The following is a 14,220-nucleotide window of genomic DNA, read 5'->3' as shown; positions in this document are numbered from 1 at the left end:
GTTTTCTCCTACTTGGCCGCTTGACGGCGGGAGGCGTAAATCTCGCCAGTGTTGATTTTTGCGGTTGGTGTGCCGGGCTTGCGCGGCGGTTGCGGCTGGGATTGACCAGACGCCAACATGCGGCGCTGTTCATAATCCTGAGCCGGGTCCGGTTCGGACTGATTGCTGGCCTCGGCTTTTGGGGCCACGGTCAAAGCCTTGATGGCATCGTCTGCCGACATGGTGGTGTCATAGGCAAAGTGGCTGGCCAGACCCTCGCGCCCGGAGGCTTCCGGGCTGGTCATGATCGCCTTGATCCGCTCTTTGGTCGCTTTTTCGGCATTGGCGGTTGCAGTGGCGATATCGGCGGGTGTCTGGCCCGCCTGCGGCTTGTCAGTCATATTGTCTTCCTTTTGACTGGTTGGCGCGGCGGCGGGTGCAGCCGCGTGCATTTCATGGTCGAGGGACCATGAATTTTTCTTGGCCAGTGCCGTGAGGGCAGCTGGCGCATTGCTATATTTTCGGTAATCAAAAGCAGAGAAGGCGACGGCCTTGATTTTATCTGTCTCGGTAGCGAAGCCCCGCTCTACAGCTTCCTCACCCGTGAGCCAGATTTCCTTGCGCATATCTGAGCGGATTTCAGATGCATCGCCGCCCGAACGATCCGCATATATCCCGGCCATCTGATCGCCGAGTTTGTCGAGGTACTGTTGTGCAGCCCCATGATCGTATGCATTTCCATGTGTTACAGAGGCTGGATCGTGGATCATCATCAGTGATCCGGCGCGCATGATGCGACTTTTACCAGCCATTGCGATGACGGAGGCGGCAGAACCCGCAAAAGCATCAACAATTACTGTGACGTTGCCCTTGTGGTTCATGAGCGCGTTGTAGATGGAGATACCTTGATAGGCATAACCGCCAGCAGAGTTGATGCGCACGGTGATGTCGCTATCACGCCCGACCTCGGCAAGGGCTGAAAGAACCTCAACATCCGTGAAGCCTTCACCCCAATAGTTTTCACCGACGAACCCGTACAAAACGAGTTCGCCGTCCTGAAGAACAGCCATAATTTAAACTCCGATTAGCTCAGCAAAAGCGTATGCGCTTTGCATATCGGCGGCGTGTGCCGCCCGTGATGCTCTGGCACTCTGCTGTCAGGCGCTCGATTTCCCGGTCGAGTGCGGCGATGTTGGCTTTGCCGTAGCGAACTTCGTCATCGCCAAACCGAACAACTTCTGTCTGGCCACCGGCAACAATCTGAATGCGCAACCCGCGAAGCTTTTTCGCAGCGGTGCAGGGATCATCCAGATCGATTTCTGTTTTGCGGATTCTGACATTGGTCATGCAATTTTCTTTCCGCTTTTTTCAGGTTCCGGCTCATCATCTGGAAGCGGTTGCTGATTGGGGCGTTCATAAGGGGAGCGCATTCCGGCTGAAACATAACGCTTGTGCTCCCGTTCCTGCTGTTCGAACAACTCGTCAGGATCAATGCCCTTCACACCGCATTCCATGGCAACGCTGGACGTGCCGTTTGAAATGCGTTCCGATACGGCGCGCTCACTTTTATAATCATCAGCAGTTGGTGCGGCGGGGCCGTACCAAAGCGCCCAGGTGAACTTGTCGCGATTGGCAGCAAAGACCTCGTAGCTGACCTTAAGCTTGAGGCGTCCTTCGCCAACTTCTTCATCCAGCCAGTTTTCAAAAATCGCCTGTTTGAGCGGCGCTGCGAGACGCTCACGCCTGCGCAGCACAATCGGCCAGATTGTAGCTGTTTCCATACGCACGGAGGAATATGTCGCGTTCGAATGGTCCATCGCATAGCTGCTATAGGTGACGCCGATGGCGCGCGCCGTTTCCCGGTCAAGGCTTGCTGCAAACGGGAGATAGCTGCCGCCCGGCGTCGAAGCCGTGCGGAACTGCAAATCTTCGTCAGGGCCAAGATGCGAAACAGTTGGTGTGCCGTTTATATTGATGGCAGACTTTTTCGCCTCATCCATCTTGGCCTGAAAGAAGCCTGCAAAATCCTCGCGCAAATCTTGCTTGAGTTCATCGTCATCAATCGCCTCAATTGCTTCGAAAGCTTCACGCGATGGCGCTTCACTGGTTAAAACAGCAGCAAACACCGTCTGCAGAATGGCGGTCTGCAATGTGGCGTCATCAAGCGTTTCTTTCTGTGCATGTTTGCGCATCGCAGATGCGAGAACAGAAATACCGCGAACGTCTGTTGCATCAACAGGGTCAAAGATGTGCAACACGATCGGGCGTCCATCCGCATCTTTCGCCGGGTAGCGGACTTTTTTGCTGAAACCGCGCTCTTTTTCCTCAAACAGATACCCAACGGGTCGGCCATTCTCGTCGTGATAAACACCCTGAAACAGGTTTTCTGTTTCATTGGTATCCTGCACAAGCTTGTTTGGCGGGACCATACAGACCTTGAGGCCGGACTTGATCCCATATTTGCGCCGCTCTGCGCGGCTCATATAGGTCATCATCCCCGTGATTTCGCCAAACGCCATATTCCAGCGCAGGCCAATATCCACCATTTGCGGCACGGTGAACTTTCCGCGTGCATCGCATTCGGCAGGGTTCCACGCCCATTTCTTCCAGCGCTTTTTGATCTGGGCAACGAGTTCGGCAGTTTCCTCACGCGAATAACCGAACTCTTCAAGATCCGGTTGCGGTTGTAAAATGAGTTCAACGCCAACCGTATCGGCGATGACCTGATCACAAGCACCTTTGAGCTTGCCGGAATTCTGGATGAAATCCAGTACATAAGCCGCGACACGCGACCAGTTGCGGCGGATTTCATCGCGGCTATCGACAATGGAAACCTGACGCGAGGCGAGTGCACCGGACTTTGTGTCCCGCAACATACGAGCAAGCGGACGCATCGATGAAACAGACAGAGCCGTGCCAGAGCGCAGGGCACGACCCAGCCCCTTGATACGTTCTACCAGTTTCATCGTTTTTTCCATTCATCGCGCCGGGCTGTTCTGTCCCGTTGTTTTTTGGGTTTCTGCGGTTTGTCGAAAACGCTTGTATCGGCATGGCCGAACAAATCGTCCTCGGCTGGCACGCCATGAACCTTGACCAGCAGGTCGGCCCACCGCTCGGCGGTCAGGCGAAGTTTGCGTTCCAGGTGCCAGCCGAGTGCGAAGGCGTAAACGGTGGTGTCAAACCAGTCATTTTTGCGCCCCGCGATCTTTTTCCAGATGCGTCCCGCCTTTGACGGGATCAGTTTTCTCTTGCCGCGTGAGGGTGAAGACAGCGCTTCCTCGTCGGGATCGATCAGGCTTTCTGCCGTCAATTCCTGAGCGAAGTCTTCGTCGCAGATATCGTTCGCAATGTGCAAAGTGTTACGCGGCCATTGTCCGCGCTCATCCGCTCCAAGGATTAAATTGGCAAGCGATGCGACGACAGCGGTTTTTACGTCATAAAGGCCCACCGGATACAAAAGCACCTTCGCAATAATGCGCCGGTTCTTGTCTTTGATGTCCCGTTTAACCGGGGTGCCAAGCCAAGGCAGGCCCTGCGGTGCGCGCCCATCGAGTGCATAGACATTCGGACGCGGTGCGCAGAAACGATAAACGCGGTCTGTCGCAAAGCCAGAGTCGACGCCCGAAAGGTCTATGCCTTTTGTCCCACCGCCTGCGGTTGGATATTCACGCTCAAAAGCATTGGCGAGGGCTATCCATGGTTCATCACTCTGATCGGGTGCACCTTCGAATATTTCGCGGTCAATGATTTGATACTGACCGTTTGGCCCCAGCGCGATAACCATCCATTTGATGCCATAGCCCTGAACGTCAGCGGCAGAAACAACAAGCCCAGCCCATGACGGGATAACGCGTGACGGCAGCAACTCCTTGCGAACGGCTTCAACGATTTTCTCATGCTCAACGGCAATGCCAGCAGGGTCATATGGCAAGGCCAAATCCTGCTGAAAGAAGGTTCGCATCTTGGTGACGTTGCCTTGCGCATCCGCCCACCGTGTCCAAATATCAGCCCAACGTTCACGCGGGGCATAACCCGCCCACAGATGCCAGGACGGTTGCCAGTCACGACAACGGCCCTCGCAAGGAGCGCAGCGCCAGACTTCAATCTGCTCTTCTGGAATAGCCAGCGGTACAGGTGGCGCCCCTTCACGCACCCGGCGCGCAATCCATTTTCCTTGCGGCAGCATTTCATGCTTATGGCCATCAATGATAACTTCGTTGCAGGATATGCAGCGGAAATGAACCGGCAGTCCGTTGTCGGTGTCAGCTGGCAGCATATTGTCGAAGTCGAGCGCCTGATAGGTCCGGCAATGCGGGCAGGGCAGATAATAATAGCGCTGATCACCCGCATCAAAGTCTTCGGAAATGGCACAACTGCCGGCAATGCCGGGTGTCGACCCCTGCCACTCCTTCGCCATGTCGCCATGCATTTTCTGACGCGCGCGCGCCTGATCGCGAGGACTACCGCGCCCGTCAACATCGCTCAGATAGCCTGTGATTTCATCCATGGCGAGATACTTGATGGAGACCATCTGCAAGCCTTTGGATGAACCTGCATTCACAATCTGACAAAACCCACCGGCGAAGCGCTTGAAAGCCGTGGTCGAACCTTGCTCATCACGGCTGTTGACCGGCAGCACCTTGTGCTTGATGCGCGGCGTTGCCTCAATCGTCGGATGCAGTTTGATGCGATTGAACTTGGTCGCTTCTTCAAGCGTTGGCAACACGATCATCATGGAGCCGGGCGCCTGGTCAACAATGAAGCAAAACCAGTTTTCAATGGCCGTCGATTTTCCAAGCTGTGCCGCCCACCGTGCCGTGCAACGGCGTGCCGGATGATCGGGATGCAGGCAATCCTGTGGCTCTCGGAGATAGGGCACACGGTCGGTGCGAAAATCCCCCGGCCAGGGCGAACCCGATTCAGGTGAGACTTTGCGATAGCGATCCGCATGTTCTGAGATGGACAGATTTTCAATCGGGCGGCTTGCAGCTTCCAGTCCGCGAAACAACACCAATTCACCACGCGGCAATTCTTTAAATTGCGCGTGTGGTTCAAGGGCGTTCATGGCAGTTCAGTTTCCTCTTTCAGTTCATCGGCAATATCGGCCTCGTCGCGCTGACGCATGGCATCGATCCTTCCGAGGATATTTTGATTGAATACGTCCAGCCCCTTGCGCATGAATGATTTGAGCACGATACGCGCCGAACGTTCATCAAAGCCGTATTTTACAGACGCATTTGCGGCTTCGGTTTCAAGCGCACGTTCGAAAGCACTCTGCATGAGAGCGACAGCATCCCGACCGGCCCGATCAACCTCGGACACTTTGGTCAGCGTCTTGCGGCGTTCGGCAAGATCCATTTCGCGCAATTCAGCATCGGCCTGCGCTTTTCTGGCTGCACCATCTGACTGGCTTCCGCTAAATCGCGGCGCAGGGCGGAATGTGCCCTGCGCCGCAGGCGTCCGCGCTGTGGGAGGAGTCGCGCGGATACGAATATTCTCTCCCCGGTGAGCAACCAGAGTGTTGAATTCGACCAGACGCGCCTTGCCTTCTTCGCGGATGTCTATCGCTTCGCCATGCTGCTTGATGTAGCGGGATAGCGTTGAGCGTTCGACAAGATCGCCCATTTCCGTCAGCCGTTGCGCGGCTTCCGATATCGAAATCCAATCGCCGTCTGACATGATGATCCGTTCAATGTTGTGTGTATGCACGCGTGCAAGCACGTGTATGCGTGTATCGCTTTCAAAACGACCTACTGGTGAAATCCGGCAGTCGAGCCCGCCCGTGGGGTGGGTTTTTGGGGTATACGGTCCCTAAAAGGGGGGGGGAGGGGTCAGGCCAAAAGCTTCCGAATGGCCGCCTCGACCCTTGGCGGCATCGTCACCGCAGCCTCACGTTCGAATGCATCCCGTGTCTCGCCCCGTATCATCTCATCAGGGATGCGGACCTCAGAACGCACTTGTGTCAGCTTTTCTCCCTTTGAGCCGTTCTTTCGAACGCCATAGCCGAGCCGCCGATAAACATGGCCGTCCAAATTCCATTTTTTTACATGGCGGTATGGGAACAGACCACCCATGATAAACGTACCGCCGAATATTTGACGCTGGCCAAACGGCTTGGCCGCAACTCCCTTTCGTGTCTCACGAGCATTGAAGTATTTCAATCTGACAAATCCACCACGGGATTTGAGTGAATACAACAACTTTCCCGGTTTTGCCGTATCCACGTTTTTGACGGCGCGGACGATAACCCGCCGCTGCAACCCAGTTTGTTTCGTCAGGTTGCGGACAACACGGGTGCGCGCCCTTCGACCTATCTGGTTGACTATGCGCGGCAAGACTTTCGGGAATTCGGCATTCAGCCGCTCTATGCCATCAGCGTATTTGCGCAGGCCTTCCAGGTTCACCCATCGGGCGTTCAACATAAGAATGAACTCCCCAAACAAAAACCCCGGTCGCGAGTGCGCCGGGGTTTCGTCTAATCTTTTTTAGCATCCAACGTGTAAGTCAACTTACTGCCGCACGTCAATAAGATTTTTCAAGATGGTGAGCGCTTATGCCTTCAAAAGCCCGGAAAAGCTGGACGCCCAGCATGTCTTTTTCTTCAAGCCATGGTGTCGCTGAAAGTGTTGAATATGTCAGGCGATGGCTTGTCAGCTTGTTTGCGAGGGCTGATTCCAGCTGCAAAAGTGCTGCAACCCAAATCTGGTAATCGATGCGACCAAGAATATCGGAGAGTGGGTCGGGCAGGAATTCGTATTTCAAATAAGCACCATGCTGTGGGCGTTTGGTGCGATGGTTGTAACCATCAACTTCAAGCGAATATTCCCTTCCGAATGCATCCTTGGCGAAACGGCGCATAAACCATGCTGGTTTGCCATTGCGCTCGATTAGGCCCTGATCAGGTTCCAAGGCACCAAAATCGGGGGTTCGTCCAAGAATTGCCGATGAGATTACGAGCGCAACGATACTTGCGCCTCGTTTATCTGCAGGGCGCAGGCTGAAACGCTCGACAGCACGTGCAACAGCATCCCGCGTCAGATCGCCTTGTTCGTGCCAGTCGGCTACCGGGTTCCAACCTTCCGGGAAGGAAACGTCAAATCCGGCAAGGTCAGCAACAGCGCGGCCAATCTCAAGCGCATCCTCATGTGGCGCGCCCTGTTCAATCCACATGCCCGGCTCAGGGCGATCACGGTCGACCAGTGTCATGAGTTCCGCAAACCCCAGAACTTTACCCCAGGACGAAGTCTCAATCTGTCGCCATGCTGAATGATAGTTATCTAGCCCACCGCTGCCGCCACCTTTTGGCAATTCGTGAACGAAGGCCCAGGACAAGAGTTCTTCTATGGTCAGTGTGCGCATTTTTGATTGCTTTCCGGGCTATCGCCCCATTTCTTTTGGTTGCGTCCCTATTTTTCAGTTTTGCTTCCCAATGAAGGAATAACTAACTCGCTGAAAATAAAGGGAAAAGGATATGGAGAAGGGAGCAAGGGACGCTAGGGACGCAAAAACGGGTGTACATATATGAGAAAAAAATATGTATTGGCCCCTATCCCTTTTGATATACGCGCGCATGTGAAAAGGGCGTTTAGCGACCCTTGCGACCCTATCGGCATAACTTATTGAAAACCCAAACCCTTTTTGAGGGGCGGTAGCTTGTCGCCGCCGCTGTAGCGTCCCTTGCATCCCAAATGATGAACCATTTCGGGCATGAAGGGCGGCTATCTGCCTCAAATGCGGGCCTGACAAAGGGGAGAAGGGCCGCATCAATGATCACCACCTTCGCCAGAGGGCTGCGAAGACGGCCGCACGAATTCATCGCTCACGCGAATCCCCTTGTACACGGTTGTTCCGCTTTTGGCTTTCCAAAATCGTCGCATCACATCATCATCACCACGCCAAGCCATGCGCGTATAGTCGGGGAAGCGGCGCGCAAACGTGCCTTGCTTGAACTCCGGCGCTCCTTCCTTGCCTGCAAAATTCGAGTAACCGATGAATAAATCAGCCGGGGAAGCCACATCTTCTTCATTTCCGGTGACAACGCATGCAGCCCGGATAAATGCGCCGATAGGGTCACTTTCCTCGCGATATTCATTGGTGGCGTTCAAAACGGTTTCGGGCGTCTGCAGGCCGGAATTCAGGTAATGAATGGCCCCTTGCACCATCCAGTTTAAAACGCCAGCGGCTTCCGCCCTGAGTTTTTGCGGCAAATCCCGGTCAACTTCCTGTTTCGGAATTTGAACCTCCCATGGGACAAGGTTGACACGGCGCCAAATGCCGTCAGATGTGTCGTCGATGCGGGGTTTGTGGTTGCCTGACAGAATGATTTTGAATTGCGGCATGACCTCTATGAAATCCTGATGCAGCCGCCGAACGGGAATTTTCTCGCCGCCTGTCAGGGTTTTAATGAGTGCATCTTTAAGCTTCACCCCCATTTCAGGTTCGGAAGCCGATACGAAACGTGCTCCGGGCAAGCGCGCAAGGTCGGGCGTGGCCTCGCTGCCGCCCCGCTTGCTGTCGCCGGCGAAACTGTCGATTGAAAGCGTTACGGCATAATCGCCGAGTATCTGGCAGAGCAGATCAACAAAGGTGGACTTTCCGTTTCGGCCCGCGCCGTAGAAAAAGACCAGGCATTGTTCGATGGTGAGTCCGAGCAGGCAGTAACCGCAAAAACGCTGCAAGAAGTCGCGTATGTCGCGATCCGGCTGCACGCGCTGGAAGAATTTTTCAAATTCCGGCGCGCTTGCCTTTGGCGACCAGTCGAATGGTGCAAGCTTGGAAATGTAGTCGGCGGGGTCATGTGGGTCGAGCCGTACCTCCCACGGATGGAATGTCGGATAATCCGGGTCAGATTCTTCATTCTCACGGCGGAAGAAGCGCAAGGTGCCATTGTTGCAGTTAACCGCGTAGAGATCGCAATTGAGGTCTCCCACCATCTTGGCAACATGCGGCGCGGCCTCGGTCATCATATTGTTGAGCTTGGAAGTGCCAGCAGAAGATTTTGCGTGGCGGTAACGCGAGGATTTGCGCCCATCGACCTTTTTCTTGGTCTGTTCTCCTTCGTCTATCGCATCCTCCAACGCGATCCATCGGGCGAGTCTTTCCGCATCCCAATCCTTTTTGGGTGTTCCCATCTTCTTGCGTTCAGCACGCGCCTCGCGCGCTGTGTTGATCGCTTTTTCTTCTTCTTCTGTTGCCGTCAGCAACCGCGCTTCATCGGCGATCAGTTCGGCGGTGCGTTGAGCAAGCGGGCGCACAACGGAACCGTCTTCGTCTTCCTTCCAACGCCGCTTGTCGTATCCATGCCAGCCAACGCGAGCCACATGAACCACACGCCGCCCATGACGAATGAGAAAACGCCTGCCATTGCCAATATCGGTTTCCGGTTCTCCGGCGCATTCCGCAAGAGCATCTTCTGCGCTCAGTTCTTCAGAAGGGAAAGGACGAGCGTCCAGCAAATCGCCAGAGCGTGAGACCTCTGGCGCGGATTGTGCACCCATGGTCGATTCCGCCTGCCGCGATGCTTCATCCATTATGGCACGAACAGCCGCTGGAATGTCTTTGGTTGGCTTATTCACGCGGCACCTGCCATCATTTCAGAAAAATCTATGCCTGCTGGTGGCCACGCAATTGCCACCCGCCTGTCTGGCTTGATTATGCGCGCCTTGGCTCTGGCCATAGCGGCGGCGGTCATGATGCGCTCAGAATCCCCGTCACCAAGAAGAACCACATCACGCACATGCTCACCGATCCAAAATCCATCCTGCGGGGTTTGATCGGGGCGGGGGATTGCGCCCTGCACCATGACAGGGCGCGGGCGTCCCTTGGCATCTTCTTTTTTGAGCGTGGGATGCGCAAACTTTGAAGCAGGATCGGCGGGGCCGGAGAGGTTGCCAAGGTCGCCAGCAGCAAAATAGAAGGTGTCAGGCCGCAGGTTTTCTGCACGTGCAACCGCCAGCGTGTTTTCGATGCCTTCACCGCCAACCCAGCGCGCCAGATCTGGCTTTCCTGCAAGCGGTATCAATCCGCCTTTCTTGGAGCCGCGCATTTTCTTGGTTGGCAATATTTCGCCTGTCGCGGGGTCGATGATTGATGGCCTGCATTTTGGGCGGTGTTTGAGGTCAATCCAGGTGATGTGACAGCCGATGACACCAAAGTCGGCGCCAATGATCGGGGCTATCATGGCCGGGCCTTCATGGATCATGTTCCCGGCATGCCAGTAAGCCGCATCCGCGCTGATGCGAAGCCAATCACCACCGGGCACACAGGCCCCACGGGCCGAGAGATAAAACCGGCCTTCAGGCATAGAAGAACTGCGCAGACTGGAGGCACGGCCATAAATGGCGCGTGCCTTGTTCCGCTCTATTTCGCGATAGTCGGCGTGTTTTTCCGCCTGTTCGGCCTGCAGCGCGGCATTGCGCTGGCGCTGTTTTTCCAGTCGCTTCAGGCGTGCAGTTTTGTCGTCATCGGTTTCCCGCTCGCCACCATCCGGCACAGGCAAGCCCAACAGGATAGAGCACGCTTCATAAAAGCCCTCACGAGTTTTAGGGTTCAATCCACGCACATGCGCAGCCATGCCGATGGCGTCATTGCCGCCTATTCCACCTTGTCGGCAGTTCCATTTGTTCTTCTGGGTGTTGTAGGCAAATGTGTCGCGACCGCCGCAGGCGGGGCAGGGTTGCGGGTGCTCATTTCCGCGCGGGTTGCATTTCAGTCCGAGGCGCTGCGCAGCATCTGCGATTGTGACGGCGCGCGCATCTTCGACAAAAAGCTTCAGGGCCGCACTCATTGCGCTCCTCCCACTTGGTCGCGACCTTTCACGCCCCAATAGTCATCCAGCTTCCATTGGCTGCAGGTCGTGTTGAAGTAAGACCGGATTTTGTATTCTGACATGCCGGTGGCTTTGACCATCTGACGGCGGGTCAGTCCCATTTCGCGCAATAGCAACAATCCTTCGATGATCATGGCTGTTGGCAGTTCGGGATTAAAACTTGCAGGCGTGATGCTGCCGGGCTGGCCGAACGTTTTCATGGATAAACCTCTCGTCGGGTGGCGAGTTCTTTGCGGTCAAAAAAGCTGATGGGGCGTTCAAGCCAGTTGCAGAGCGCTTGAGTGGATTCAGGCCCGATGCGCCGCCCACTGATTATGCGGCGGACATCATCAAGCGGAATGGCGCAGCGGCGGGCAACCTCGCCCTCCCTCATGCGGCAGCAAATGCGCTTGCGGTCCACATACATGCCGAGAATGGTGAAATCCGTTTTTGCAACAGCACTCATTCTGCTGCCTCATCGATGAAAAGCTCGCCTTGGCGTGCGTCTTTACGGTCGAGCATGCGAAGAACTGTTTCGCCCACATGCTGGCGGTCCCATATGAACCAGCCATTGAGCATTGGCGGGGCACCCTGACCGGTGAAGTCAATTTTCCAGCGCATGAGATAGACGCGCGCAGGCGGAAAATCAGACCAAAATGCAGCCAAACCGCCAGCACCTGGCCATGACCAGTTCAGCAAAAGGGCCATGTAATCGACATTCAGTCGATCCAGGGCGTGATAAAGCCAGCGCGCTTTGCCTTTCCCCAGGGCATGAATTGCAGGCGTGCCCCAGCCGCAATCTATAAAGGGTGGATTGGTAAAAATCGCTTTGGCCGGAGCAGACCCGTAGTCATAAAAGCTCTGGATTTCCGCACCGCATCCCCTGTCGATTAAATCGGAAGCGTAGACATTGAGGCCGACAGTCTGGAGTTCCCGCACCATTGCGCCGTTGCCCGCTGCTGGCTCCCAAATGCGGTCAAAGTCGCGCAGCCGGGTCAGTTCCGCATGGATTATTGCACGTGTCGGTTCTGGCGGCGTGGGGTAAAATTCGTTTTTTTCACGTTCTCGCTTGTCAGATTTTACAATCTGTCCATCAAGTAGAACGGGCGCAGTTTTTGCTTTTTTACCCATAGCGCGAAACAAGCCGCTTGCTGAAACTGTCATCGCGACACCGCCCACCAGAGCAAAAATGCATACATGCCACCGATAGTGCTGCCAGCGCTGACAGCAGAAAGCAGGAGCAGCAGCCTTGTAAACTCGACTGATCGGCTGGAGAAACGGACCGCCATTATTCTTCCCCCACAATGCGGAGGCTCGGATCGCCGCGTCGGGCGTTCGCCATTTGATGCGAAATACTGGTCCGCAAATCCGTGACCGATCGTTCAAGACTTGAACTGACCCTGTCCATTTGAGTGGCTTCTGCATGGGTGACTTTCCCATCCGCAAAAGCTTGTGCGCTCACGCTCATCAATTCACTGGCGTTGCGCATGACGCTGGAATGCGCCGCGAGAAGGTTGCCGGTTGCTCGCGTATCGTCATCGGGATCAGCGAGCCGCCGCCCGTTCAGCGCGGCCATGGCGGTTGTTACCACCGGCACACCACATTCACGCTCAAGCATGTAAACGGCATTGAGCGGTATAAGATCTGTATCGGTGGTGTTGTTCCATCTGCCGACATGACTCTTAGAAATACTGGTGATTTCGGAAACGCGCTCAATCCCGCCGCAATATTTTATCAGGTCGCGCTGCGCTGATTTGATCCGCAAAAACCATGCCTCGTTTGCAATCGTCATCCTTCAGTCCTCAAAAGGCAAAGTTTTCCCGTGGCGGGAAAAGCCGCTGTTTTTTCCCGTTAAGGGAATGGATTTTTCGTGTCAGTTTGGCCGGGTCAGATCATCAAGGCGGCGCGCAGTTTCTTCCGGTCCGGAAGCAACGGGCGAACCGTCTGAATAAGGGGGCAAAACCATGCCGATCACATCTGCTGAAACACAGCTTGCCAAGGAGACCATCCTTGCTGCGATCTTCAAAGAGGCCTTCATAGAGGCGTCCGTATCCTTCGGGCGTCGAGACACGAAGGCGTTCGATATCTTGCTCAGGCAGCTGCGTGATCTCGCCGACCGCATACCGGCGCGTAAGCTCGTGGAGACGGCGGCTCTGCAGGCTGGCGCGACGGATGTGGAGGAATTGCGCAAAGGCGCTATTCGGGACGCGGCCTTTGCTCTCAACGAAGCATTCCAGGTCGCGGCGAAGCGCGTCCACCGAAGGCTGTAAGATGTCGCGGGCCAGTTCATTCCCCTCACAGTCAAGCAATCGCTGCTCTTGAGCGATCGCACGGCAAAGTAACAACGCAATACGGCGCAGCCGCACCCTATTCAGGTCGCGGCGTGAGTGCCCGTGCAGAAAGGCGCAACATGCATTATCCAGGCGGCGAGCTAGGGAGATCATGCGGCCATACCCTTCTTGCTGCGCATACAAATAGAGATGAATTCACTGGCTGTGACACGGCCGTTCGTCCCGCGCTCCACATCAAGAGCGAGATCCACACTTGGGTTTCTGGCCCCGGACAATGCGCGCGTCAGTGTACTAGGGGATCTGCCTATGCGTTCTGCAAAAGCAGAAATCCGTTCACCTGTTTCGTTAAGATAGCTTTGGAGCGTGTTCATGAGGCGGAAATTGCCAAATAGGCAAAATAAAGTCAATAGTGATTTTGCCTATTTGGCTATGGTTCAGGTGGATTCTCTGACGGATATTTGCCGCATGGACAAAAAAGTTGAGAATCGTATCCGCGAATTGCGCCTCGAGCGCGAAATGACGATTGAGCAAATGGCGGAGGCTACGGGTCTTTCCGTATCCTATGTATCGCGACTGGAGAGCGGTGAGCGGAATCTTTCAGTCCGCAATATGAATTTGTTCGCTCATGCATTGGCTGTTGAGCCGAGAGATTTACTGGTCGCAACCAACGAAAAGCCGAAGATGGCGATTGCTGTGATGGGGCGCATTGGAGCTGGTGCGGAAATTCGACCAGACGAAGAGCAGATACCTCCAGAAGGGCTGTACGAGATTGAAACGTTTTTTCCGCTTCCAGATGATGCCATTGCTTTCGAGATTGAAGGTGATTCTCAGTATCCTCGTTATGATCCCGGCGATATCATAATATGCTGGCGTCATAGCAGTGCTCCAGACCATCTTATTGGATCAGAAGCTGCAGTGAAAACATCAGATGGGCGTCGCTACCTGAAGAGAATATTACGCGGATCGCTGCCTGGAACGTTTGACTTGGAAAGTCATAACGCACCACCTATTCGAGGGGTTGAAATCTCATGGGCGGGGTCAATCCAGTCGGTAATACGAATGGGTCAATGGAAAAAATTGCCGTCATCAGAGCGTGTTAACATGATGCGCAAGATGACCGCACAGAGTAAATAGGGGCAGGCG

At 54.9% G+C, this 14,220-nt stretch carries 15 protein-coding genes; 2 read left to right on the top strand and 13 right to left on the bottom strand.

Annotated elements, in window-relative coordinates; genetic code table 11:
* Positions 1–8: 8 nt before the first annotated feature.
* The 13 genes from VBH83_RS08980 to VBH83_RS08920 all read right to left on the bottom strand — a co-directional run bounded on the left by VBH83_RS08980 (position 9) and on the right by VBH83_RS08920 (position 12,578).
* Positions 9–1,049, bottom strand: coding sequence for a head maturation protease, ClpP-related (locus tag VBH83_RS08980; RefSeq protein ID WP_396997261.1), 1,041 nt, complete (start codon positions 1,047–1,049; stop codon positions 9–11).
* 19 nt (positions 1,050–1,068) lie between these two features.
* A complete protein-coding gene (locus VBH83_RS08975) occupies positions 1,069–1,326 on the bottom strand; it encodes a hypothetical protein (protein ID WP_396997259.1) in 258 nt (85 codons plus the stop codon).
* Positions 1,323–2,945, bottom strand: a complete 1,623-nt coding sequence (locus VBH83_RS08970) for a phage portal protein (RefSeq protein WP_396997257.1) — start codon at positions 2,943–2,945, stop codon at positions 1,323–1,325. Before VBH83_RS08970 ends, VBH83_RS08975 begins: the two co-directional genes overlap by 4 nt.
* Positions 2,942–5,044, bottom strand: a complete 2,103-nt coding sequence (locus VBH83_RS08965) for a terminase gpA endonuclease subunit (protein ID WP_396997255.1) — start codon at positions 5,042–5,044, stop codon at positions 2,942–2,944. Before VBH83_RS08965 ends, VBH83_RS08970 begins: the two co-directional genes overlap by 4 nt.
* Positions 5,041–5,658: a hypothetical protein gene (locus tag VBH83_RS08960; protein WP_396997253.1), complete on the bottom strand. Its 618-nt coding sequence runs from the start codon at positions 5,656–5,658 to the stop codon at positions 5,041–5,043. Before VBH83_RS08960 ends, VBH83_RS08965 begins: the two co-directional genes overlap by 4 nt.
* 152 nt (positions 5,659–5,810) lie before the next feature.
* The gene (locus VBH83_RS08955) at positions 5,811–6,401 is read right to left on the bottom strand and encodes a hypothetical protein (RefSeq protein WP_396997251.1); all 591 of its coding nucleotides are present in this window, start codon (positions 6,399–6,401) and stop codon (positions 5,811–5,813) included.
* Between the two features lie 100 nt (positions 6,402–6,501).
* Positions 6,502–7,338: a hypothetical protein gene (locus VBH83_RS08950; RefSeq protein WP_396997249.1), complete on the bottom strand. Its 837-nt coding sequence runs from the start codon at positions 7,336–7,338 to the stop codon at positions 6,502–6,504.
* Between the two features lie 404 nt (positions 7,339–7,742).
* A complete protein-coding gene (locus VBH83_RS08945) occupies positions 7,743–9,554 on the bottom strand; it encodes a phage/plasmid primase, P4 family (RefSeq protein WP_396997247.1) in 1,812 nt (603 codons plus the stop codon).
* The gene (locus VBH83_RS08940) at positions 9,551–10,765 is read right to left on the bottom strand and encodes a P4 alpha zinc-binding domain-containing protein (RefSeq protein WP_396997245.1); all 1,215 of its coding nucleotides are present in this window, start codon (positions 10,763–10,765) and stop codon (positions 9,551–9,553) included. The genes VBH83_RS08945 and VBH83_RS08940 overlap by 4 nt, the downstream gene beginning before the upstream one ends.
* Positions 10,762–11,007, bottom strand: coding sequence for a hypothetical protein (locus VBH83_RS08935; RefSeq protein WP_396997243.1), 246 nt, complete (start codon positions 11,005–11,007; stop codon positions 10,762–10,764). The genes VBH83_RS08940 and VBH83_RS08935 overlap by 4 nt, the downstream gene beginning before the upstream one ends.
* Positions 11,004–11,252: a hypothetical protein gene (locus VBH83_RS08930; RefSeq protein WP_396997241.1), complete on the bottom strand. Its 249-nt coding sequence runs from the start codon at positions 11,250–11,252 to the stop codon at positions 11,004–11,006. The genes VBH83_RS08935 and VBH83_RS08930 overlap by 4 nt, the downstream gene beginning before the upstream one ends.
* Positions 11,249–11,950 (bottom strand): hypothetical protein, encoded by a 702-nt coding sequence (locus tag VBH83_RS08925; protein ID WP_396997239.1) that lies wholly within the window; start codon positions 11,948–11,950, stop codon positions 11,249–11,251. Before VBH83_RS08925 ends, VBH83_RS08930 begins: the two co-directional genes overlap by 4 nt.
* Before the next feature lie 124 nt (positions 11,951–12,074).
* Entirely contained in the window at positions 12,075–12,578 is a 504-nt protein-coding gene (locus VBH83_RS08920) for a hypothetical protein (RefSeq protein ID WP_396997237.1), read from the bottom strand.
* A gap of 172 nt (positions 12,579–12,750) precedes the next feature.
* On the opposite strand from VBH83_RS08920, the gene VBH83_RS08915 reads away from it, so the two are divergent.
* Positions 12,751–13,056, top strand: coding sequence for a hypothetical protein (locus VBH83_RS08915; RefSeq protein WP_396997235.1), 306 nt, complete (start codon positions 12,751–12,753; stop codon positions 13,054–13,056).
* A 390-nt stretch (positions 13,057–13,446) separates the two neighbouring features.
* Positions 13,447–14,211 carry an XRE family transcriptional regulator gene (locus tag VBH83_RS08910; RefSeq protein ID WP_396997233.1) on the top strand — a complete coding sequence of 255 codons (765 nt, stop codon included), beginning with the start codon at positions 13,447–13,449 and terminating at the stop codon, positions 14,209–14,211.
* The last annotated feature ends 9 nt before the right edge of the window (positions 14,212–14,220 follow it).

The organism is Ochrobactrum sp. S1502_03 (genome assembly GCF_044435015.1).
Classification (GTDB): domain Bacteria; phylum Pseudomonadota; class Alphaproteobacteria; order Rhizobiales; family Rhizobiaceae; genus Brucella; species Brucella chromiisoli.
Note: the sequence above shows the minus strand (reverse complement) of the source record. Positions and strands in the feature narration are given on the sequence as shown.

What these genes read in the sequence shown, in the direction of transcription:
- VBH83_RS08955 (WP_396997251.1), bottom strand. Translation starts at nt 6,401, where the DNA reads ATGTTGAACGCCCGATGGGTGAACCTGGAAGGCCTGCGCAAATACGCT.
- VBH83_RS08920 (WP_396997237.1), bottom strand. Translation starts at nt 12,578, where the DNA reads ATGACGATTGCAAACGAGGCATGGTTTTTGCGGATCAAATCAGCGCAG.
- VBH83_RS08975 (WP_396997259.1), bottom strand. Translation starts at nt 1,326, where the DNA reads ATGACCAATGTCAGAATCCGCAAAACAGAAATCGATCTGGATGATCCC.
- VBH83_RS08940 (WP_396997245.1), bottom strand. Translation starts at nt 10,765, where the DNA reads ATGAGTGCGGCCCTGAAGCTTTTTGTCGAAGATGCGCGCGCCGTCACA.
- VBH83_RS08960 (WP_396997253.1), bottom strand. Translation starts at nt 5,658, where the DNA reads ATGTCAGACGGCGATTGGATTTCGATATCGGAAGCCGCGCAACGGCTG.
- VBH83_RS08935 (WP_396997243.1), bottom strand. Translation starts at nt 11,007, where the DNA reads ATGAAAACGTTCGGCCAGCCCGGCAGCATCACGCCTGCAAGTTTTAAT.
- VBH83_RS08980 (WP_396997261.1), bottom strand. Translation starts at nt 1,049, where the DNA reads ATGGCTGTTCTTCAGGACGGCGAACTCGTTTTGTACGGGTTCGTCGGT.
- VBH83_RS08930 (WP_396997241.1), bottom strand. Translation starts at nt 11,252, where the DNA reads ATGAGTGCTGTTGCAAAAACGGATTTCACCATTCTCGGCATGTATGTG.
- VBH83_RS08910 (WP_396997233.1), top strand. Translation starts at nt 13,447, where the DNA reads ATGAGGCGGAAATTGCCAAATAGGCAAAATAAAGTCAATAGTGATTTT.
- VBH83_RS08965 (WP_396997255.1), bottom strand. Translation starts at nt 5,044, where the DNA reads ATGAACGCCCTTGAACCACACGCGCAATTTAAAGAATTGCCGCGTGGT.
- VBH83_RS08970 (WP_396997257.1), bottom strand. Translation starts at nt 2,945, where the DNA reads ATGAAACTGGTAGAACGTATCAAGGGGCTGGGTCGTGCCCTGCGCTCT.
- VBH83_RS08925 (WP_396997239.1), bottom strand. Translation starts at nt 11,950, where the DNA reads ATGACAGTTTCAGCAAGCGGCTTGTTTCGCGCTATGGGTAAAAAAGCA.
- VBH83_RS08950 (WP_396997249.1), bottom strand. Translation starts at nt 7,338, where the DNA reads ATGCGCACACTGACCATAGAAGAACTCTTGTCCTGGGCCTTCGTTCAC.
- VBH83_RS08915 (WP_396997235.1), top strand. Translation starts at nt 12,751, where the DNA reads ATGCCGATCACATCTGCTGAAACACAGCTTGCCAAGGAGACCATCCTT.